Raw genomic sequence first — 21,476 nt, forward strand, 5'->3', positions numbered from 1 at the left:
GGCCAAGGCCGTGTCGGGGACCAGCTACCTGCCGATGACGCAGGCCCAGCTGGAGGCGCTGCTGCAACGGCTCACCGAGCGGCTGGCCGCCGCCCTGCGGGCGGAACCGTTCGACGCGCGCGTCGGACACCAGGTGGGCGCGGAACTGGTCGCCGCGCACATCGCCTCCGCCGAGGGGCTGGGGCGCACCGTGGAGATCATCCAGCTCCGCCTGGTCCGGGACCTCGGCCTGGTCGCCGACGACGTCGAGGACCGAATGGCGCGGCTGCTGTCCACCGTCACCATCGGCTACGCCCGGGCGCTGCGGGACCGGACGCTGGACGAGCAGGAGTCGATCCGGCGGGCCGCGATGGTGGCCCGCGCCCAGGCCGAACGGGCACTGCGCGACAGCGAGTCCCGCTTCCGGCACCAGGCCACCCACGACCCGCTGACCGACCTGCCGAACCGGACGCTGTTCACCGAACGGCTCACCGCCGCGATCGGGGAGCCGGCCCGGGGCGGCGACCGGGTCGGCGTCTGCTTCCTCGACCTCGACCGGTTCAAGGTGGTCAACGACTCGCTCGGCCACCAGGTGGGCGACGAGCTGCTGGTGCAGGTCGCCCGGCGGCTGCGGCTGGCCCTGCCGGAGCACCTGGTCGCCCGTCTCGGCGGCGACGAGTTCGTCATCCTGGTCGAACGCACCACCCGGGTCGACGACGTCGTGCAGGTGGCCGAGGCGGCGCTCGCGGCCGTGGCCGAGCCGGTGCGGGTGGACGGGCACGAGCTGACCGTGACCGCCAGCATCGGCATCGTCGAGCGCCCGGTGGCCGGCACCAGCCCCGGCGAGCTGATGCGGGCGGCCGACAGCACCCTGCACTGGGCCAAGGCGGCCGGGGGCGCACGCTGGTCGCTGTTCGACCCGGAGCGGCACCGCACCGAACTGGACCGGTACGCCCTCTGTGCGGCCATTCCCGCCGCCATCGACCGGGGCGAGTTCTTCCTCGACTACCAGCCGCTGACCTCGCTGCGCGACGGCACGGTGCTCGGCGTGGAGGCGCTGGTCCGCTGGCGCCACCCCGAACTGGGGATCCTCGGGCCCGGCCGGTTCATCTCGCTGGCCGAGGAGACCGGCCTGATCGTCCGGCTCGGCGGGTGGGTGCTCGCCGAGGCGTGCCGGGAGGCGGAGAGCTGGTCCGGTGGGCCCACGCCGGCGCCCTTCGTGAGCGTCAACCTGGCCGTCCGGCAGGTGCACCGGCCCGGCCTGGTGCAGGAGGTGCGGGCGCTGCTGGGGCGTACCGGGCTGCCCCCGGAGCGGCTCCAGCTGGAGATCACCGAGAGCACCATGATGAGCACCGCCGAGGAGCCGGTGCGGGCGCTGCGGGTCCTGGCCGACCTGGGCGTGCGGATCGCCATCGACGACTTCGGCACCGGCTACTGCAACCTGGCGTACCTGCGGGACCTGCCGGTGACCGAGCTGAAGGTGGCCGGGGAGTTCGTGACCGGGCTGCGCGCCCCGACGGTCGACCCGGCCAGCCGTACCGACGAGCGGATCCTCGCCTCGCTCGTCTCGCTGGCGCACGCGCTGGACCTGACGGTCACCGCGGAGGGCGTGGAGACCGCCGGGCAGGCCGACCGGCTGCGCGCGATCGGCTGCGACGCCGGCCAGGGCTGGTACTTCGGACGGCCGGGGCCGGCGGACCACCTGCTCGGCCGCGCCCCCGCGCTCTCCACCACCGCCGTCGGCGCGGACGGCTCAGCCGGGGTGTGACCCGCCGCCCCGCGCCGGCCGGGCCGACGTCGTCGGGTCGTCGTGCAGGTACGCCAGCACCGCCAGCACCCGCCGGTTGTCGTCGTCCGACGGCGGCATCCCCAGCTTGCTGAAGATGTTGTTGATGTGCTTGCTGACCGCCTTCTCGGTGACGAAGAGCCGGGCGGCGATCGCCGCGTTGGAGCGCCCCTCGGCCATCAGGCCCAGCACCTCGCGTTCCCGGGCGGTCAGCTCCCGCAACGGCCGGGCCTCCGCGCGACCGGCCAGCAGCTGGGCGACCACCTCCGGGTCCATCACCGTGCCGCCCTCGGCCACCCGGCGCACCGCGTCGACGAACTGGGCCACGTGCGACACCCGGTCCTTGAGCAGGTAGCCGACCCCGCCGGCCCGGTCGGAGAGCAGTTCCCGGGCGTACAACTGCTCGACGTGCTGGGAGAGGACGAGGATCGGCAGCCCGGGCAGCTCCGTACGGGCGCGGATCGCCGCCTGCAGGCCCTCGTCGGTGCAGGTCGGCGGCAGCCGCACGTCCACGACCGCCACGTCGGGCCGGTGGGTGACCAGGGCGGGCAGCACCGACGGTCCGTTGTCGACGGCCGCGACGACCTCGAAGCCGAACGCGTCGAGGATGCGGGTCAGGCCGTCCCGGAGGAGGGCGAGGTCCTCGGCGATGACGACTCGCAAGGCAGCTCCATGGTCAGCACGGTGGGCCCGCCGGGCGGACTGGACACCGACATCGTGCCATCGAAGGCGGCGAGCCGACGCCCGATGCCCGCCAGACCGCTGCCCGCCGCCGGGTCGGCGCCGCCCCGGCCGTCGTCACCGACCACGATGGTCAGCCCTTCCCCGTCGTGGCGGAGGTGGATCCAGGCACGCTGCGCGCCGCTGTGCCGGGTGGCGTTCGCCAGCCCCTCGGCCACCGCGAAGTACGCCGCCGACTCCACCGGGGCCAGCAGCCGGCCGGGCAGGTCGACGTCCACCTCCACCGGCATCGGCACCGCGAGGGCGAGCGCCCGGACCGCGCCGTCCAGCCCCCGCTCGGCCAGCACCGGCGGATGGATGCCGCGAACCAGGTCGCGCAGCTCCACCAGGGCCTGTCCGCTGGTCTCCCGCGCCTCGGCGAGCAGCCGCCGCACCGCCGTCGGGTCCCGCTCGACCAACTCCTCGGCCAGGCCGATGCTCATGCTCAGCGCGACGAGCCGGGCCTGCGCCCCGTCGTGCAGGTCCCGCTCGATCCGGCGCAGCTCGGCCGCCTGCGCGTCGACGGTGTCGGCCCGGGTGACGGTCAGGTGCGCGACCCGCAGCGCCAGCCGGGCCGCCTCGGTCGGCGCGAGCAGCAGCGCCGCGAAGCGCTGGTGCAGCCAGACCAGCCACGGCGCGACGGCCAGCCCACCGGCCAGCACCAGAGCCCCGGTCGGCAGCGCGAACAGCGCCTCGAACAGGTTGTCCATCGGCCAGAAGAGGCCGTAGCCGTACCAGTCGACGGTGAGGTACAGCACGACCGGGATGCCGAGCACGCCCTCCAGGCCGTACACCGGCATCACGAACCCCAGCAGGCAGGCCGCACCGGTGAACGTTCCCGGCAGCAGCCAGGCGAAGTCCCGCCAGGTGGCCGGGTCACCCACCACCCACCGGAAACGCCGCCAGGTGCCGAGCTGCGCGTCGTCGGGGCGCGGCAGGTATGGCCGGGCGATCGGTCGGCCGCCCCACGCGGCGATCCGGCGTTGCAGCCCGGTCGAGAACCGGACCAGCGCGGTCACCGCCGGGAACAGCGCGAACCCGACGCCGAAGGCGGGGATGAGCAGCAGCGCGGCCACCGACAGGACGAACAGCGGCAGGTTGGTGGCCAGGCAGAGCAGGGCCACCGCCAGCCCCTGACCGGCGGCCACCGCGCCGGGGCGGACGGTGTGCCTGACGACCTCGCGTACGGAGCTGTCCACGGTGTCCATTCTCGGGCACCACCCGCCCCGCGCAGGTGGTGCTGGCACCACCGCGCTCGGGGACCTGACACTCCTGTCCCCGCCCCCGCCGGGCCCGAGGATCGAGGTCGGGAGCGGTGCCGCGTCGTGGCCACCGCCCGTCCGCTCCCGCTCCCACTGGCCCGACCCTGGAGGATCCCGACATGTCCCGGCAACGACTGACCGGCCTGCCGTCCGGCCGACGCGGCAAGTACGCCGTCCTCGTCCTCTGGCTCGTCCTCGTCGCGGTGGCCGGCCCGCTCTCGGTGAAGCTGAGCGAGGTGCAGGACAACGACACGCTCGGCGCGCTGCCCGCCGGCGTGGAGAGCAGCCGGGCCGCCGCCCGCGCCGAGGCCGCCTTTCCCGACTCGGACCGGCCGCTCGCCGTCGCCGTCTACGTCCGCGACGGCGGCCTCACCGACGCCGACCGCGCCAAGGTGGACGCCGACCGCACCGCGTTCACCCGGTTCGCCGACGGCGGCGCGGTGTCAGCGGCGGTGCCCAGCGAGGACGGCCGGGCGCTGCTGCTCTCGTTCCCCGTCGCCGGTGACGACGAGCGACGCGCGACGGCGGTGACCGAGGTGAAGGACCGGCTCGCCGTCGACACGCCGAGCGGCCTGCGGACGGCGCTGACCGGTGACGCCGCCGCCGAGAGCGACGTGTTCGACGCGTTCGCCGGGATGGACGTGGCCCTGCTGCTGGCGACCGCGGCGACGGTCGCGGTGCTGCTGCTGCTCACCTACCGCAGCCCGGTGCTCTGGCTGGTCCCGCTGGCCACCGTCGGTGTGGCCAACCAGTTCGCCGGCGGCGTGGTCTACCTGATGGCGCGGTACGGCGGGCTGGCCGTCGACTTCCAGAGCCAGACCATCCTGACCGTGCTGGTCTTCGGCGTCGGCGTGGACTACGCCCTGCTGCTGATCGCCCGGTACCGCGAGGAGCTGCGCCGGCACGCCGACCGGCACGAGGCGATGCGGGTGGCGCTGCGCCGTTCGTTCGGGGCGATCTGCGCCTCGGCGGCGACCGTCGCCGTCGGCCTGCTCTGCCTGCTCGCCGCCGACCTGCCGTCCACCCGGGGGCTCGGCCCGGTCGGCGCGGTCGGCATCGTCGCCGCCCTGCTCGCCATGACGACCCTGCTGCCGGCGGTGCTGGTCCTCTGCGGACGGTGGCTGTTCTGGCCGTTCGTGCCCCGCTGGTCGCCCGACGCCGCCACCGACGACGTGACCGTCGACCACGGGATCTGGCGGCGGATCGCCGGAGTCGTCGGCGGCCGGCCGCGCGCGGTCTGGATCGGCACCGCCGCCGCCCTGGTCGCGCTGACCTTCGGCATCGGCAACCTCAGCATCGGCCTGCCCGGCGAGGAGTCCTTCACCGCCGAGGTCGGCTCGGTCACCGGCCAGAAGCTGATCGCCGCGCACTATCCGGGTGGCGCCACCGCGCCCGCCGAGATCCTGGCCACCGCCCGTACGGCCGACGAGGTGGTCGCCGCCGCCCGGGCGGTGCCGGGCGTGGCCCGGGTGCAGGCGGCGCAGCCCTCCCCCGACGGGACCTGGGTACGGGTGCCGGCGGTGCTGGCCGACACGCCGGACAGCGACGCCGCCCAGGCGACCGTACGGCGGCTGCGCGCGGCGGTGCACGCGGTGCCCGGGGCCGACGCGCTGGTGGGCGGGCAGAGCGCCGTCCTGGTCGACGAGGAGCGGACGGTCGCCCGGGACAACCGGGTGGTCATCCCGTTGGTGCTCGCCGTGGTGCTGGTCATCCTGGTGCTGCTGCTGCGGGCGCTGGTCGCGCCGCTGCTGCTGATGATGAGCGTGGTGCTGTCGTACGCCGCCGCGATGGGGGCGGCCGGGCTGGTGCTGGCGGCACTCGGTCACCCCCGGCTCTTCGTGGGCGTCCCGTTGCAGGCGTTCCTGTTCCTCGTCGCGCTCGGCGTCGACTACACGATCTTCCTGATGACCCGGGCCCGGGAGGAGACGGCGGCGCGCGGGCACCGGCCCGGGGTGCTGCGGGCGCTCACCGTCACCGGCGGGGTGATCACCAGCGCGGGCGTGGTGCTGGCAGCGACCTTCGGCGCGCTGGGCGTGCTGCCGCTGGTGCCGTCGATCCAGATGGGCGTGATCGTGGCGGTCGGCATCCTGCTCGACACGCTGCTGGTGCGCAGCCTGCTGATCCCGGCCCTCGCGCTCGACCTGGGCGCCCGCACCTGGTGGCCGGGGAGGCTGGCCCGCCCGGCGATCCCGCCCACTCCCCCGGCGCCACCGGCGCGGCGGGTGCTGGCCGGCTCCTGACCGGCGCCGGGCCCGCGCGGCGGTCGGGCGGTCCCGACCGCCGCGCACCGGACGGGGGCGTCAGGCCTTCAGCAGCGCCGCCATCCGCTCGGCCTGGGTCTCCCAGCGCCACTCCTTCTCCACCCACGCCCGGCCGGCCGCGCCGAGCTGGCGGGCCAGGTCCCGGTCGGCGAGCAGGGTGGCCACCCGGTCGGCGAGCTGCGCGACGTCCCGCCCGCCCACCACGTACCCGGTCTCCCCCTCGCGGACGGCGTCGGGCGCGCCGCCCGAGTCGCCGGCCACCACCGGCAGCCCGGTCGCGGAGGCCTCCAGGTAGACGATGCCCAGGCCCTCCACGTCCAGGCCCCGGTTGCGGGTCCGGCAGGGCATCGCGTAGACGTCACCGGCGGCGTAGTGCGCGGGCAGCTCCGCCGAGGGCACCGAGCCGGTGAACACCACGTCCCGCTCCACGCCGCTCTGCCGGGCCAGCTTCTCCAGCGCCGCCCGGTACGGCCCGCCGCCGACCACCAGCAACGCCGCGTCGGGCACCCGGCGGCGGATCTCCGGCATGGCGCGGATGAGCATGTCCTGCCCCTTGCGCGGCACCAGCCGGGAGACGCAGACCACCACGGGCCGGTCGGCGAGCCCCAGCCGGACGCGCACCGGCTCACCGTCGACCGACGGGTGGTAGGTGTCCACGTCCACGCCGGGGGCCAGCCGCTGCAACTCGGTCACCCCGTGCAGGGCGCGCTCCAGCCGTACCCGGGTGTAGTCGCCGAGGTAGGTGACCACGTCGGTGCCCCGGCCGATGCGGCGCAGCGCGGCCCGGGCGGCGGGCAGCGCGGCCCAGCCGACCTCGTGGCCGTGGGTCTGCGCGACGACCCGGCGGACACCGGCGCGGCGGCGCAGCCCGGCGGCGAGCAGGCCCAGCGGCGCGGCGGCGCCGAACCAGACCGTGTCGCAGTCGTGCTCGCGGGCCAGCCGGGCGGCCCGGCGGGCGATCAGCGGGGTGGGCAGCAGCACCCGGGTGCGCTCCCGGACCACCTCGAACGGCTGCTCGGCGTCGAATCTCGCCGCGCCCCGCCAGCTGGAGGCGTACACCACGACCGAGCCGGCGGGCTGGCGTACGGCGAGGTTGTGCACGAAGGACTGGATGCCGCCCGGGCGGGGCGGGAAGTCATTCGTGATCAGCAACGTCCGACTCATCTGCCGGTCTCCCTGGCGTAGGCGCGGGCGGCGGCCATCCGCTCCACGGTGGACGGGTGCGACGCCGACCAGAGGTACTCCCAGCGCGGCGGGTCGGGGTCGGCCAGGTTGACCCCGGCGAGCCGGCGCTGCATCGCCTCGAAGGTGGCCGGGTCCCCGGTCAGCGCCAGGGCGTGCGCGTCGGCGCGTGCCTCGACCCGGCGGGAGACCGCCGCCTGCACCGGCGCGGTGACCAGCCCGGCGACCGTCACCAGGGCGATCAGCAGTCCGAAGGCGCGTGGCTCGGCGACCGAGTCGACCCCGGCCAGCCGGGTCAGCGGCCCCCACGAGCCGAGCAGGTGGAGCGCGACGACCACGGCGGCCGCGCCGAGCGCCCCGGTGAGGGTGCCGACGGCGACGTCCCGGTCCCGGGCGTGCCCCAGCTCGTGCGCGACGACGCTGGTCACCTCGGCCGGGGTGGCCTCGCGCAGCAGGGTGTCGTAGACGACCACCCGCCGGGTCGGCCCGAGCCCGGAGACGTACGCGTTGACCGCCTTCGTCCGGCGGGAGGCGTCGGCGACGAGGACGTCGCGCACCGGCACGCCGTCGCGGGCCGCCATGGCCATCAGCTCGGTGCGCAACGGCCCCTGCTCCATCGGGGTGAACCGGTTGAACACCGGCTCCACCAGCACCGGCAGCACGAACGACAGCAGCACCACCAGCCCGGCCGCGCCGGCCGCGCCGAATGCCCACCACCAGCGCGGGGCGAGCCGGGTGACGGTGTAGAAGCCGAGCAGCGCGACCGCGCCGATCACCGCGCTGACCGCGTACGACTTGAGCAGGTCGACGGTCCAGCCGCTCCAGCCGTGGGTGCTCAGCCCGTAGCGGGTGAGCACGGCGTGCCGCCAGGCGGCGAAGGGCAGGGTGAGCAGGTCGGCGACGAGCACGACGGCGAGACCGCCGAGCACCGCGCGGGCGATCCAGTGGTCGCCGAAGGGCCGGCCGGCCAGCTCCACCAGGCGTGCGCCCAGCGGGGTGAACCCGAGCAGCAGCGCCACCACCAGCCCGAGCGCGAGCGCGCCGTACGCCCCGGGGCGCAGCGCGGCGCGGAACTCACGCCCCCGGGCCACCTGGTCGACGGGGAGGTCGCGCAGCGCGGCGAGCTGGTCGGCGCGCGGCGCCGGCGGGCGGTGCCACGGCACCAGCAGGGCGCCCGCCACCAGCAGGGCTGTCACCAGGGCGGCCAGGGTCAGCACCGCCCATCCCCGGGGGGTCACGCCGACGCCCCGGGCGCCGGCCTGCCGCCACCACGCCGTACCCGCGTCATGCCGCCGCTCCTCCCGCCGTGAGCGACCATCCTATTGCCCGCCGGCCGCAGGCCCGGCGGGGTGCCCACGCACCGCGACGCGGGCGGCACGCGGCGGTCAGGCCACCCGGCGGCGGGTGGGGCGGGCCCGGCCGGTCTCGTGGGCCAGGACCTCCACCTCGAACCCGGCGCGGGCGAACATCTCGATCGCCCGGTGCTCGGCGGAGCCCAGCCCGGCGGCCGGCGAGTCGGCGTCGAGCAGGGCGGTCACCAGGCAGCCGGAGCAGCCGGCGCCCCGGATCCCGCACCTGTCGCAGTCGATGAGCATCGTGCCTCCTGACGCAGTGCGGCGGCGGACGGGCGGGACACCGTCGTCACCGCGCGACCACCGTCGGTCAGGTCGGACACTAGTCACCGGGTACGACAGAAACGGACAACCGGTGATCAACGCCTAGGAGCGGGACAGCCGGCGCAGCAGCGAGTCCGCGCCGAGCGGGTACGCCCCGTGCCGGCGCACCCCGTCGGCGACCTCCCGGTCGGAGGAGACCACCACCACCGGCCGCCCGCCCGGCTCGGCCCGCACCAACCGGCGGATCAGCTCGTCGGCGGTCTCCCCCTTGCGGGAGAAGAGCACCCGGACCCCGCGCGGGGTGGGCGGCAGCCCGTGCATCCGCTCGGCCCCGTCGAAGACGACGGTCACCTCGTCGCCGGTCTGCGCGGCGATCCCACCGAGCCCGGTGATCAGCCGCTTGCGCTGCTGCTCCAGCGACATCTCGCCGAAACCGCGCTTGGTGACGTTGTAGCCGTCCACCACCAGGTGGGCCCGGGGCAGGGCGAGGAGCTGGTCCAGCCGGGCCGGGTCGTCGGTGTCCCGGGCCCGGGCTGCCGGGCCGGCGGCGGGCGCCGCCGCCGGGTTCTCGGCGAAGGCGTCGGCCACGAAGTCGGCGGGCAGCTTGTCGACCGGGTCCAGGGCCAGCTCGCGGCGGAGCCCGACGGCGGCCTGCCCGATGGTCTCCAGCAGCAGCCAGAGCCGGGCGTCGTCGACCGAGCGGGCCTCCTTGGCGCTGGCCCGGGCCACCCCGGCCGCCGCCTCGGCCTCGGCGAGGCGGGCCCGCGCCCGACGCAGCTCGGCGTCGGCGTCGGCGGCCGCCCGGGCGGCCCGGCCCCGCTCGGTGGCGAGCAACTCGTTGGCCTTGCGCTCCCGCGCCTGGGTCTCCCGCAGCGTCCGGTTGAGCTGCCGGGCCTCCTCCCGCAGCTGGCCCAGCTCCTCACGGACCCGGGCCAGCTCGTCGCGGAGCTTCTCCGCCTCGACCCGGGCCACCGCCCGGTCGTGCTCGGCACGGGTGGCCCGCTGCTCGGCCTCGCGGACCAACTCGGCGACGACGGCGCTGTCCGCCTCGGCGCGCACCGCCGCGCCGCTGGCGTCGATCAGCTCCCGCCAGCCCCGGGGCCGGGCCAGGTACGCCAGCGCGGCCACCTCGACCGGGTCGGCGGCGGCCGGGGCGGTCCCCTCGACCACGGCCGCGCCCAGGTCGCCGGCGTCGGCGAGCACCCGCGCGGTGACCCGCTGCCGGAACAGCGGGTCGGCGGTGAGCTGGGCGGCGATCGCCGGGGCGCCGAGGCGGGCCCGGCGGTTCGGGGCGAACTTGGCCACCCGGCGCAGCGGCACCGGCACCTCGTCGGCGGGCAGGCCGGGCAGCACGGCGGCGGTCAGCGCCACGATGCGCTGGCGGACCGGCTCCGGCAGGATCGGCTCCGGCTCGGGCGCCCCCGCACCCGGGTCGACGCCGGCCTCGGGCGCGGCGACGGACGACCCCTCCTCGGGGAGGTGGTCGTCGTACGGCTCGGTGAGGGGCATGTGGCAAGTCTCCCACCGCGACCGGGCCCACCGCCGGATGAGTGAGCCGATCTCTCATCCTAGCCTCGTGGTGACTGCTGGGGCCGCTGTGCCGGGAGTGTCGGACCGGCCCGTTACCGTGCCGCCCGTGGCACCTGGGGAGTACGTCCAGCAGACGCTGGCCGGTCTGGATCCGACGGCGGGCGGCGGGGTCGACCCGGCCCTGCCGCTCTACGCGACCACCTTCGTGGTGGTCGACCTGGAGACCACCGGCGGGGCGCCGGACGGCGGCGGGATCACCGAGATCGGCGCGGTCAAGGTGCGCGGCGGCGAAGAGCTGGGGGTGCTCGCCACCCTGGTCAACCCGGGGGTGCCGATCCCGCCGTTCATCACCGTCCTGACCGGCATCACCCAGGCCATGCTGGTGCCCGCCCCACCGATCGAGCAGGTGCTGCCGAGTTTCCTGGAGTTCATCTCCGACGCGGTGCTGGTCGCCCACAACGCCCCCTACGACGTGGGCTTCCTCAAGGCCTCCTGCGCGAAGCACGGCTACCGCTGGCCGAATCCCCGGGTGCTCGACACCGCGGCGCTGGCCCGGCGGGTGCTCACCCGCGACGAGGTGCCCAACCGCAAGCTCGGCACCCTCGCCGCGTACTTCCGCACCGCCACCCGGCCCACCCACCGGGCGCTGGACGACGCCAAGGCCACCGTGGACGTGCTGCACGGGCTGATCGCCCGGCTCGGCGGGCACCGGGTCGACACGGTCGGCGAGGCGATCGAGTTCGCCCGGGCGGTCACCGCGACCCAGCGGCGCAAACGGCACCTCGCCGAGGGGCTGCCCAAGGCGCCCGGGGTCTACATCTTCCGGGCCGCCGACGACCGGCCGCTCTACGTCGGCACCTCCGGCGACATCGCCACCCGGGTGCGCAGCTACTTCACCGCCGCCGAGAAGCGGGCCCGCATGTCGGAGATGCTGGCCGCCGCCGAACGGGTGGAGGCGGTCGAGTGCGCCCACCCGCTCGAGGCGGAGGTCCGCGAGCTGCGGCTGATCGCCGCGCACGCCCCGCCGTACAACCGCCGCTCCAAGTTCCCCGAGCGGATGGTCTGGCTGAAGCTGACCGACGAGGCGTACCCCCGGCTGTCCGTGGTGCGCGCCCTCTCGGTGACCGACACCGCCTACCTCGGGCCGTTCCGCTCCAAGCAGGCCGCCGAGCTGGCCGCCGCGGGGTTCCACGACGCAGTCCCGCTGCGCCAGTGCACCCATCGGCTCTCGCTGCGCACGGTCACGCCGGCCTGCGCGCTGGCCGAGCTGGGCCGCTGCCCGGCGCCCTGCGAGCACCGGATCACCCCCGACGAGTACGAGCACCGCGCCGCCGCCCCGTTCCGCACCGCGACCACGAGCGACCCGCAGGTGGTGGTCGACGCCCTGCTCGCCCGGATCGAGGCGCTCTCGGCCGCCCAGCGCTACGAGGAGGCCGCGGTGGTGCGCTCCCGGCTGGCGGCGGTGCTCCGGGCGACCGTACGGATGCAGCGGCTGGCCGCGCTGACCCGGATCGCCGAACTGGCCGCCGCCCGGCCCGCCGCCCGGGGTGGCTGGGAGCTGGCGCTGGTCCGGCACGGCCGGCTGGCCGGCGCCGGGGTCTCCCCGCCCGGCGTCCACCCCCGACCGACCATCGCCGCGATCCGGGCGACCGCCGAGACGGTGCCGCCGGGGCACGGGCCGGTGCCCCGGGCCTCCGCCGAGGAGACCGAGCGCATCCTGTCCTGGTTGGAACGACCGGAGACCCGCCTGGTGGAGATGTCCGACGAGTGGTCCTCGCCGGTCTCCGGCGCGGCCCGCTTCCGCGACCTCCTGGCGAAGGCCGAGAACGGAGGGTCCCACCAACTCTCGACCGAACGCTCATGAGCAAGTAACCGATCGGACGACCTCGCCTCACTTAGTCTGTTAAGGGAGTGCAGTCCTGCCCGTTTCGTGGGCCTGCTTCCGGTTGCCGGCGACGGTGACCGCGGAGCCGGGGTGAGGAGGTGTCCCTCGTGGACGTCGACGCCGGACACGGCGCCGCCCTGGGGGGCGCGCTCCCGACCCAGCCCGGGGAGCTGCCGCTGGCCCGCCGGCTGCGGTCCCTGCTCAGCTGGCCGACCAACGACACCGACCCGGTCAGCCCGCTGGTCCGCAGCCACCGGGGCATCCACCCGAACGCCGACCCGTCGGTGCTGCGCCGGGCCTACACGATCGCGGAGAACATGCACCGCGGTCAGTTCCGCAAGAGCGGCGAGCCGTACATCACCCACCCGCTGGCGGTCGCGGAGATCTGCGCCGACCTCGGCATGGACACCACCACCCTGGTCGCGGCACTGCTGCACGACACGGTGGAGGACACCCGCTACACGTTGCAGGCCCTCGCCGAGGACTTCGGCCGTGAGGTGGCCCACCTGGTCGACGGGGTGACCAAGTTCGACAAGGCGTTCTACGGCAAGGCCGCCGAGGCGGAGACGATCCGCAAGATGATCATCGCGGCCGGCAAGGACGTCCGGGTGCTGATCATCAAGCTGGCCGACCGGCTGCACAACATGCGTACCCTCGGGGTCCGCTCCGCAGCCTCCCGGGAGCGGATCGCCCGCAAGACCCAGGAGGTGCTCGTCCCGCTCTGCGACCGGCTGGGCATCCAGACCCTCAAACGCGAACTGGACGACGTGGTGCTGCTGCACCTGGAGCCCGACGAGCACGCCCGCATCGCCCGGCACGTGCACGACCGGCCCGGCTGGAGCACGTACCTCGACGAGGTGGTCGCCCAGGCGAAGGCGGCGTTGCGCCGCAGCCGGGTGGACGCCGAGGTGAGCCCCCGCCCCCGGCATCTCTACTCGATCTGGAAGGACACCGTGGCCGGCGGCCACACCGCCCCGTTCGACCTGCCCCGCATCGTGATCGTGGTGGACGGCCCCGCCACCGACTGCTACGCCGCGCTCGGCGCGGTGCACGGCCGTTGGCGGCCGATCCCCGGCCGGTTCAAGGACTTCATCGCCTCGCCGAAGAACAACCTCTACCGGTCCCTGCACACCAGCGTCCGTGGCCCGCAGGACCGCACCGTCGAGGTGCTGATCCGCACCCGGGAGATGCACCGCTGGGCGGAGTACGGCATCGCCGCGGACTTCCGCTTCCCCCGCTCCGCCGGCCCGGACGCCGTCCGGGTCGACCAGTTGGCCTGGCTGCGCCGGGTGCTCGACTGGGAGCAGGAGGCGGCCGACCCGGCCCAGTTCCTCGAATCGTTGCGCTGCGACCTGGCCGAGGCGCAGATCCAGGTCGTCGCCGACGGCCGGCAGGTCGTCCTCCCGGCCGGGGCCACCCCGGTCGACCTGGCGTACGAGCTGGGCACCGAGCGTGGCGACCACTGCCTGGCCGCCCGGATCAACGGGCGGCTGGCCCCGCTGGCCTCCGAACTGGAGGACGGCGACGTAGTGGAGATCTTCACCGAGAACGACGCCGAGACGGGGTTCGAGGCGACGGCCGCCCCGCGCGGGCCGCGTCGGGAGTGGCTCGGCTTCGTCAAGTCACCCCAGGCGCAGATGCAGATCAACCGCTGGTTCGCCGAGCACACCGAGCCGGGCATCTCCATCGCCGACAAGGTGCGTCTGGGCCGGGCCACCATCGGGTTGGCGCTGCGCAAGCACGACCGAGGGCTGGCCAGCGATCTGCCGCTGCTGCGGTTGTCCGAGGAACTCGGCTACCCCGACCTGGAGACCCTGCTGGTCGCGGTCTTCGACCGGGCGGTCGAGCCGGACGAGGTGGTCCGGCAGCTCATCGACCTGGTGGACCACCGCCAGTAACCCACCTCCGGCAGCCCGCCGCACCGGCCCCCGGTCAGGTCGGGCAGCGCGCCGGCTGTCCCTCCTGGTGCCCGCAGGCCGCTGTCCGGGCCTCGTCCCCGCAGGCCGCTGTCCGGGCCTCGTCGCTGTCCGGGCCTCGTCCCCGCCGGCCGGCCCCTCGTTCCCGCCGGCCGGCTCCCACAGCACGCACAGGCCCCAGCCCATCCAGGCCCAGCACATCCAGGCCCAGCACACAGGCCCCTGCCGCACAGGCCTCTGCCGCACAGGCCCAGCGCCACACGGCCCCAGCGTGCGCACGCCGCAGCCGCCCCGGACACGATTTCCAGGCTGCACCGGCTGGCCGCGACAGCAGTCCGCAGCACCGGGTATATGTCGCAGCACCGAACAGGCGGCCGTATTGGGCAGGCCACCGCACCAGGCAGGCCGCACCACCCGGCAGGCCAGCACCCGGGCAGGCCGCTACAGACTTGATCGCACCAATGGATCGCTGCGACAGAGCGCCTCGCCCCCGCCCCGATCCGTCGACACACGCGACGGCCCACCACGCGACCTATCGGCGGGAGGCGTTCCACCGGGAGGCGGCCGGACGAGCTCACCTCCGCCACCTCGGCGCGCCCGAACACCGCACCACCGTGCCCGGCCGGCACGCCCGCACACCCGGGACCGCCCCGGCCTCACCCCGACCCATTCATGCGATCAAGTCCGTAGCGTCTCCACCCACACCATCCCCCCGCCGGTCCCGCCGGCACCGAACGTCGTCCACCCCGCCGGCCTGCCTTCGGTGATCAAGAAGTTTGCGCCCTCCACCGCCGGAATCCTGACCGCAAACTTCTTGATCACCGGGACGGAGCAGGTGACACGAGCGGGGGCGGGTGACAGGGCGAGCGGGGCGGGTGACGGGGCAAGGGAGCGGGTGACGGGGCGGGCGGGAAGCCGGGGTGGGTGGGGGTGTGGGGCCCGGCATGACGGGGCGGGGCGGACCGCCTAGCCTGGACTCATGATCCCCCGCTCGCGCGCCACCGGTAGGGCCGTCGCCTACAAGGTCTTCTACCGCCTGCCGGTGACGATGCGGCGGCGGCTGGTCCGGCTCGCCGTGCCGAAGTACGTCGTCGGCGCGGTCACCCTCGTCCGGGACAGCGAAGCCGAGGGCGTGGGCCGCATCCTGCTGCTGCGCCAGCCACCCGGCTACAGCTGGACGCTTCCCGCCGGCCTGCTCCAGCGCGCCGAGGCCCCCGTCGTGGGCGCCGCCCGCGAGCTGTACGAGGAGTCGGGCATCCGGTTGCCGCCCGATCGGCTGCGCCCGGCCGTGCCGAACGCGCTGGTGCACGCCAAGGGCTGGGTCGACATGGTCTTCGAGACGGAGGTGCCGGCGTCGACCACCGAGCTGAAGGTGGACGGCGCGGAGGTCTTCGAGGCCGCCTGGCATTCGCTGGACGACCTGCCCCGGCTCAGCCGGGCCACCGCCTTCCTCCTCGGTCACTACGGCATCGGTCCGTCGGCCGGGAAGATCCCGCCCGCCGGCCGTCCCCCGACGTGACCGGTCACCCCGGGATCTGCGCGGTGGTGCTCGCCGCCGGCGAGGGGACCCGGCTCCGACCGTTGACCGCGCGGGTGCCCAAGGCGCTCTGTCCGGTCGGCAACGTGCCGCTGCTCGACCGGGCGCTTGCCCGGCTCGCCGGGCTGGGTCTGACCGAGCCGGGGCAGGTCGCGGTGAACGCCTGCTACCTGGCCGATCAGGTGGTCGCCCACGTCGGTGGCCGGGCCCATCTCTCGGTGGAGCCGGGTGAGCCGTTGGGCACCGCCGGTGGGCTGGGCAACCTGCGCGACTGGATCGACGGGCGCGGGGTGCTGGTCGGCAACGCCGACGCGTACCTCGCCGACCCGCACGCCGCCCCGGGCCCGGACGTCGCCGCGCTGCTGGACGGCTGGGACGGGCACGGCGTACGGCTGCTCGGTCAGCCCGCCGCGGACCCGGCGGCGCCCGGCACCTTCGCCGGGCACGTCTTCACCGGGTTCTCGTTGCTGCCCTGGCGGCTGGTCCGGGACCTGCCGCCCACCTTCGGCGACCTGGTCCGGGCGGTGTGGCGGCCGGCGGAGGCGGCGGGCGCGCTGGAGGTGGTGGCCTACCCGGGCACGTTCTACGACACCGGCACCCCCGGCGACTACCTGACCGCCAACCTGCACGCCGCCGGCGACGGCGCACTGGTCGATCCGGGGGCCACGGTGACCGGCCGGGTACGCCGGGCGGTGGTCGGGGCCGGGGCGGTGGTGCACGGCGACGTGGAGCGGGTGGTGGTCTGGCCCGGCGCGACCGTCGGACCGCACGAGCGGCTGCGCGACGTGATCCGGGCCGGCGACGACCTGACCGTGCCGGCCGCCGCACCGACGCCGCGGCCCGGGGACCGGCGCTGAGTCGCCGTCGGGGTCCACGCCGACGGGCGAACATCTAGCATGAGCCACGACGTCGACGAACGGAGAATCGTCCAGTGATCACCGCGATCGTCCTGATCGACTGCGCCACCGACTCGATCCCCGAGGTGGCCGAGACCCTGGCCAACCTGCCCGGCGTCAGCGAGGTCTACTCGGTGGCCGGGCACGTGGACCTGATCGCCGTGGTCCGGGTCCGCGAGTTCGAGCAGATCGCCGAGGTCATCGCCGGCCGCATCTCCAAGGTGCCCGGCGTGATCAACACCGAGTCGCACATCGCGTTCCGCGCGTACTCCCAGCACGACCTGGAGGAGGCGTTCGCGATCGGCCTCGCCAACGCGGACTGACCGGCGTACGGACGGCGGCCGGCCCGCCCCGGAGGGCGGGCCGGCCGGTGTCGTGCCGTGACGTCAGCTGTTACCCGGAGCCGGCGTCTCGGTGGTGCCACCCGGGGCGGGCTGCTCGGTCGTGCCGCCCGGAGCCGGGGACTCGGTGGTGCCGCCCGGAGCCGGCGTGGTGGTGCCACCCGGACTCGGGGTGCCGCTGGCGCTGGCCTGCGGGACCGGGATGCCCAGCTGCTGGGCCAGGGCGACCAGTTCGTCGTAGTGGGCCTGCAGGACCGGCAGCGCGTCCTGGGCCAGCTGGATCACCGACTGCTCGGAGCCCTGCGAGATCTCGGTCTGGGTGGCCTGGATGGCCTGCACGTGACCGGCCAGCTGGGCCGTCACCCACGCCCGGTCGAACTCGGCGCCGCTGAGGTTGTTCAGCTCGTCGGCGACCCGCTGCTGGTCGGCGGTGGGCTCACTCGGCAGGGTCACGCCCAGCTGCTGCGCGGTGCTCTGCACCGTCTGGTCGAGCTGGGTGTGGTCCGTCTTGAACATCTCGCCGAGCCGCTTGACGTCCGCGTTCTGCGCCTTCTGCTGCGCCAGGTCGCCCGCCGCGATCTCGAACAGGTTCACCTGGTGAACCGCCTGCAGATACTGCGTGTCCTGCTGCGAGGGCTGTACGGCGGCCTGCGCGGCCGCGGCCGGCGCGATGCCGACCAGCACCAGCGCGGCCAGCAGTCCCAGGCGTTTGATACCCAACATGTTTCCCTCCCCGTTTCCGTTGGACCGCACGGATACCCGGCTGACGGGGGTTATTCCTGCTCTTCCACCCATCGGTGGGAGGGTCGCGTCCGGCGCGTCGGGACGGCCCGGACGACCGGCCCGGAAACGGACGTGGCGCCCGCCGGAGAACTCCGGCGGACGCCACGGTGAAGCGGGTCGTCAGCGACGGCTCTCGCCGCTGCCGATCTCCTCGCGCTCGGCACGCGGCTCGACCGGCGGATGCCCCGGCGAGACCGGCGCCTCGGCCGGCTTCTCGATCGGGTAGAAGAAGCCCCGGATCGCCGGGCCGAGAGCCCCGAGCCGGTTCATCTTCTTCGGCACCACCCAGCCGACGTAGTCCAGCTCGGCGTGCCCGTCGTGACCGTCGGCCGAGGTCAGCGGCTGGTGCACCTCGACGAACCGGCCGTCCGGCAGGCGCTTGATGATGCCGGTCTCCACGCCGTGGGCCAGCACCTCCCGGTCGTGCTGCTGCAGGCCGAGGCAGATCCGGTACGTGACGTAGTACGCCAGCGGCGGGATCACCAGCAGGCCGACGCGGCCGGCCCAGGTCATCGCGTTGAGGCTGATCTGGAACTTGTCGGCGATCACGTCGTTGCCGCCGGAGAGGGTCAGCACGATGTAGAAGGAGACCGCCATGGCGCCCACCGCGGTACGGGCCGGAACGTCCCGGGGCCGCTGGAGCAGGTTGTGGTGCTTGTGGTCCTTGAGGCGGCGGGCCTCCAGGAACGGGTACATCGTCGACAACCCGACCAGGATGCCCGGCAACACGACCGTCGGCCAGAACAGCGGCGGGATGACGTACCCGTCGCCGATCGGGATGTTGATCTCCCAGGCCGGCATGAGGCGGGTCGAGCCGTCGAGGAACATGACGTACCAGTCGGGCTGGCTGGCGGCCGAGACCACCCACGCCTCGTACGGGCCGAAGTACCAGATCGGGTTGATCTGGAACAGACCGCCCATCAGCGCGATGACGCCGAAGACGACCATGAAGAAGCCGCCCTGCTTGAGCGCGTAGCGCGGGAACATCCGCTCGCCGACCACGTTCTCGTTGGTCCGGCCGGGGCCGGGCCACTGGGTGTGCTTCTGCTTGAAGACCAGGCCCAGGTGGGCGCCGATCAGCGCGAGCAGCAGACCCGGGATCAGCAGCACGTGGGCGATGTAGAACCGGCTGATGATGATCGTGCCGGGGAACTCGCCGCCGAAGATCGACGAGGTCAGCCAGGAGCCGATCACCGGGATCGAGAGCATGATGCCGGAGGCGATCCGCAGACCGGTGCCGGAGAGGCCGTCGTCCGGCAGCGAGTAGCCGGTGAAGCCGGCCAGGAAGCCGACCCAGAACAGCAGCGAACCGATGATCCAGTTCGTCTCACGCGGCTTGCGGAACGCGCCGGTGAAGAAGACCCGCATCATGTGCACCACGATCGCGGCCATGAACAGCAGCGCCGACCAGTGGTGCATCTGCCGCATGATCAGGCCACCGCGGACGTCGAACGAGATGTCCAGGCTGGAGGCGTACGCGGCCGACATCGGCGTGCCCCGCAGCGGGGCGTAGCTGCCGTTGTAGACCACCTCGGTCATCGCCGGCTCGTAGAAGAAGGTCAGGAAGACACCGGTCATCAGCAGCACGACGAACGAGAAGAGCGCGATCTCGCCGAGCAGGAAGGACCAGTGGTCCGGGAAGACCTTGTTGAGGAGTTTGCGCAGCGGGGTGGCGACCTGGAAGCGGTCGTCCACCGCACCGGCCGTCTTGGCCGGCACCGCTGCTGCATCGAACTTTCGGCGCTTCACGGCCGCTCCCAGAAGTCGGGACCGATGGTTTCGGTGTAGTCGGACTTCGCCACGAAGAAGCCTTCTTCGTCCACCTCGATCGGCAGTTGCGGCAGCCGACGGCTGGCCGGGCCGAAGATGGGGCGGGCGTTGTCGGTGATCAGGAACTGCGACTGGTGGCACGGGCAGAGCAGCCGGTTGGTCTGCTGCTCGTACAGGCTCGCCGGGCACCCGGCGTGCGTGCAGATCTTCGAGTACGCCGCGTAGTTGCCCCACATGTAGTCGCCGTGGCCCACCCGGGCGTTGGCCTCGCGGGACTCCACCGCGTCCGACTCGCGCAGGTGGATCAGCAGGGTCGGCGAGTCGGCGTACTTGTTGCTCACGCCGTGGTCGATGCCGGGGAAGACGGTGAGCTGACCGCCGGCGCTGATGTCCGCCGGGCGGATCGGGCGGCCGTCCTCACGGACCAGCCGGACCTTGCGGCCGTCGACCGGCGCGAAGCCGGTGGTGAACATCTGGTTGTTCTTGTGCGGCTGCGAGATCAGGCCACCGACCAGCGGGGCTGCGGCGACCGCGCCCACCGGGAGCAGACCGGCGACCAGCGAGACGCCGAGCAGCGGCCGGCGCCGCACGCCCATCTCGTCGGCCAGGTAGAGCATGGTCTCACCGGTGATCTTGCGGTCCTCGGGCGAACCGGGCCCGTCGTGCCGGTCCTGGATCGAGACCTCCTTGGGCAGCAGCTTCTTGCCCCAGGTGAGGATGCCGAAGCCGATGCCGAGCAGAGCGAGGCCCAGGGTGAGGCCGAGCAGCGGGGTGTAGAGCTTGTCGCCGCCGCGACCCGGCTCCCACTGCCACGGCCACCAGATGTAGACGATCAGGAAGGCGGTCGCGGCGAGGCCGGTGAGCAGGAACATCGAGGCGACCGTACGGGTCAGCCGGCGCTCGGCCTTGCTGCCCGGGACGACCTGCGGCTCGTAGTGGACGATCTCGATGTCGTCCCGGCGGGCGCCCTCCTGGACGATGTCGAAGCGGGACACCCGGGGGTCCAGCACGTCGAGCGGTTCCCGGCCCTGCGGGGCCTGGTGCTCGGTGTGGGTGCTCATGCCGTCACCTCGCTACGGGTGGTGCCGGAGCACGGCACCACGGCACTGGTAATGACGTTCCGCTCGGTCACGACTTGCCCGCAATCCACAGGCTCGCGAAGACCAGCGCGACGATGCCGACCAGGAAGATCGCGAGACCCTCGGTCGACGGGCCGTACCGGCCCAGGTTGAAACCGCCCTGGTCCTGGTCGTGCTTCAGGGTCTCCTGGATGTAGGCGATGATGTCCGCCTTCTGCTCCGGAGTGATCTGGTTGTCACCGAAGACCGGCATGTTCTGCGGGCCGCTCAGCATGGCGGCGTAGATCTGCCGGTCGCTGGCGGGCTTCAGGCTCGGGGCGTACTTGCCGGAGGAGAGTGCGCCGCCGCCACCGCCGAAGGCGTGGCACTGCGAGCAGTTGATCCGGAACAGCTCGCCGCCGGTCGCCAGGTCGGCGCCCTCGCGAAGGTCGCCCTGGGGGACCTCCGGGCCGCCGCCGAGCTCCTGGACGTACTGGCCGAGCTGGCGCACCTGCTCGTCGGTGAAGACCGGGGGCTTGCGCATGGCCTGCGCCTCCTGGCGGGCCATCGGCATGCGGCCGGTGCCGACCTGGAACTCCACCGAGGCGGCGCCGACACCGACCAGGCTCGGGCCACGACCCTCGACGCCCTGCGCGTTGCGACCGTGGCAGGTCACGCAGCTCACGTCGAACAGCGCCTTGCCCTCGGCCGCGGCGCCGGTCAGCGGCGGGTTTTCCTGCGCCTGCACGCCGGGGGCGAAGACGGTGTAGGCGCCGCCGGCCAGCGTCAGCGCGGCGATCAGCCGGACCGCGGCGCCCAGCCGGCGGCGGCCCCTGCTGCGCGCCGCGGGCCGCCCGCGCAGCCGCGCGAGCAGACCGCGTCGGCGGTCGTTGTCAGAAGTCATGACCTGTGTCCTTAACCGGTTGGACCTTGTCTCAGGGGACGGAGCAGCGG

The 21,476-nt window shown here is 74.2% G+C and carries 17 protein-coding genes; 7 read left to right on the top strand and 10 right to left on the bottom strand.

Annotated elements, in window-relative coordinates; all coding sequences use genetic code 11:
- Window positions 1-34: 34 nt before the first annotated feature.
- Window positions 35-1,747: a putative bifunctional diguanylate cyclase/phosphodiesterase gene (locus ACPFP2_RS14775; RefSeq protein ID WP_424089760.1), complete on the top strand. Its 1,713-nt coding sequence runs from the start codon at window positions 35-37 to the stop codon at window positions 1,745-1,747.
- Here the strand turns inward: ACPFP2_RS14775 and ACPFP2_RS14780 are convergent.
- Window positions 1,733-2,428 (bottom strand): LuxR C-terminal-related transcriptional regulator, encoded by a 696-nt coding sequence (locus ACPFP2_RS14780; RefSeq protein WP_424089729.1) that lies wholly within the window; start codon window positions 2,426-2,428, stop codon window positions 1,733-1,735. The two genes, ACPFP2_RS14775 and ACPFP2_RS14780, sit on opposite strands and share 15 nt — an antisense overlap.
- Window positions 2,380-3,693 (bottom strand): sensor histidine kinase, encoded by a 1,314-nt coding sequence (locus ACPFP2_RS14785; protein ID WP_424089730.1) that lies wholly within the window; start codon window positions 3,691-3,693, stop codon window positions 2,380-2,382. Before ACPFP2_RS14785 ends, ACPFP2_RS14780 begins: the two co-directional genes overlap by 49 nt.
- A 173-nt stretch (window positions 3,694-3,866) precedes the next feature.
- Between ACPFP2_RS14785 and ACPFP2_RS14790 the strand changes: the two genes are divergently transcribed.
- Window positions 3,867-5,987 carry an MMPL family transporter gene (locus ACPFP2_RS14790; RefSeq protein WP_424089731.1) on the top strand — a complete coding sequence of 707 codons (2,121 nt, stop codon included), beginning with the start codon at window positions 3,867-3,869 and terminating at the stop codon, window positions 5,985-5,987.
- 60 nt (window positions 5,988-6,047) lie between these two features.
- On the opposite strand, the gene ACPFP2_RS14795 is transcribed toward ACPFP2_RS14790, so the two are convergent.
- From ACPFP2_RS14795 to ACPFP2_RS14810, 4 genes are all read right to left on the bottom strand, one after another.
- On the bottom strand, window positions 6,048-7,172 hold the full coding sequence (locus tag ACPFP2_RS14795) for a glycosyltransferase family 4 protein (RefSeq protein ID WP_424089732.1): 1,125 nt from the start codon (window positions 7,170-7,172) through the stop codon (window positions 6,048-6,050).
- Window positions 7,169-8,428, bottom strand: a complete 1,260-nt coding sequence (locus ACPFP2_RS14800; protein WP_424089733.1) for a M48 family metallopeptidase — start codon at window positions 8,426-8,428, stop codon at window positions 7,169-7,171. The genes ACPFP2_RS14795 and ACPFP2_RS14800 overlap by 4 nt, the downstream gene beginning before the upstream one ends.
- Window positions 8,429-8,575: 147 nt before the next feature.
- Window positions 8,576-8,785 (bottom strand): hypothetical protein, encoded by a 210-nt coding sequence (locus ACPFP2_RS14805; protein WP_424089734.1) that lies wholly within the window; start codon window positions 8,783-8,785, stop codon window positions 8,576-8,578.
- Window positions 8,786-8,908: 123 nt separating this feature from the next.
- On the bottom strand, window positions 8,909-10,315 hold the full coding sequence (locus ACPFP2_RS14810; protein ID WP_424089735.1) for an NYN domain-containing protein: 1,407 nt from the start codon (window positions 10,313-10,315) through the stop codon (window positions 8,909-8,911).
- 127 nt (window positions 10,316-10,442) lie between these two features.
- Here ACPFP2_RS14810 and ACPFP2_RS14815 point away from each other — a divergent pair, with 127 nt between their 5' ends.
- The 5 genes from ACPFP2_RS14815 (at window position 10,443) to ACPFP2_RS14835 (ending at window position 16,893) form a co-directional block, all read left to right on the top strand.
- On the top strand, window positions 10,443-12,200 hold the full coding sequence (locus ACPFP2_RS14815) for a DEDD exonuclease domain-containing protein (protein ID WP_424089736.1): 1,758 nt from the start codon (window positions 10,443-10,445) through the stop codon (window positions 12,198-12,200).
- Between the two features lie 128 nt (window positions 12,201-12,328).
- The gene (locus ACPFP2_RS14820; protein ID WP_424089761.1) at window positions 12,329-14,119 is read left to right on the top strand and encodes a RelA/SpoT family protein; all 1,791 of its coding nucleotides are present in this window, start codon (window positions 12,329-12,331) and stop codon (window positions 14,117-14,119) included.
- Window positions 14,120-15,116: 997 nt separating this feature from the next.
- The gene (locus ACPFP2_RS14825; RefSeq protein WP_424089737.1) at window positions 15,117-15,656 is read left to right on the top strand and encodes an NUDIX hydrolase; all 540 of its coding nucleotides are present in this window, start codon (window positions 15,117-15,119) and stop codon (window positions 15,654-15,656) included.
- Entirely contained in the window at window positions 15,653-16,531 is an 879-nt protein-coding gene (locus ACPFP2_RS14830) for a sugar phosphate nucleotidyltransferase (RefSeq protein WP_424089738.1), read from the top strand. The genes ACPFP2_RS14825 and ACPFP2_RS14830 overlap by 4 nt, the downstream gene beginning before the upstream one ends.
- Before the next feature lie 74 nt (window positions 16,532-16,605).
- A complete protein-coding gene (locus ACPFP2_RS14835) occupies window positions 16,606-16,893 on the top strand; it encodes an Lrp/AsnC family transcriptional regulator (RefSeq protein WP_424089739.1) in 288 nt (95 codons plus the stop codon).
- A 63-nt stretch (window positions 16,894-16,956) separates the two neighbouring features.
- Here ACPFP2_RS14835 and ACPFP2_RS14840 read toward each other — a convergent pair whose 3' ends face one another.
- The 4 genes from ACPFP2_RS14840 to ACPFP2_RS14855 all read right to left on the bottom strand — a co-directional run bounded on the left by ACPFP2_RS14840 (window position 16,957) and on the right by ACPFP2_RS14855 (window position 21,426).
- Window positions 16,957-17,634: a DUF4142 domain-containing protein gene (locus tag ACPFP2_RS14840; RefSeq protein WP_424089740.1), complete on the bottom strand. Its 678-nt coding sequence runs from the start codon at window positions 17,632-17,634 to the stop codon at window positions 16,957-16,959.
- Window positions 17,635-17,814: 180 nt separating this feature from the next.
- Complete coding sequence (locus tag ACPFP2_RS14845; RefSeq protein ID WP_424089741.1) at window positions 17,815-19,443, bottom strand: cytochrome b N-terminal domain-containing protein; 1,629 nt, start codon at window positions 19,441-19,443, stop codon at window positions 17,815-17,817.
- Window positions 19,440-20,525, bottom strand: a complete 1,086-nt coding sequence (locus ACPFP2_RS14850) for a ubiquinol-cytochrome c reductase iron-sulfur subunit (protein ID WP_424089742.1) — start codon at window positions 20,523-20,525, stop codon at window positions 19,440-19,442. The genes ACPFP2_RS14845 and ACPFP2_RS14850 overlap by 4 nt, the downstream gene beginning before the upstream one ends.
- A gap of 67 nt (window positions 20,526-20,592) precedes the next feature.
- Window positions 20,593-21,426, bottom strand: a complete 834-nt coding sequence (locus ACPFP2_RS14855; protein ID WP_424089743.1) for a cytochrome c — start codon at window positions 21,424-21,426, stop codon at window positions 20,593-20,595.
- Window positions 21,427-21,476: the final 50 nt, after the last annotated feature.

It is taken from the genome of Micromonospora citrea (assembly GCF_049629545.1).
GTDB lineage: Bacteria > Actinomycetota > Actinomycetes > Mycobacteriales > Micromonosporaceae > Micromonospora > Micromonospora citrea_A.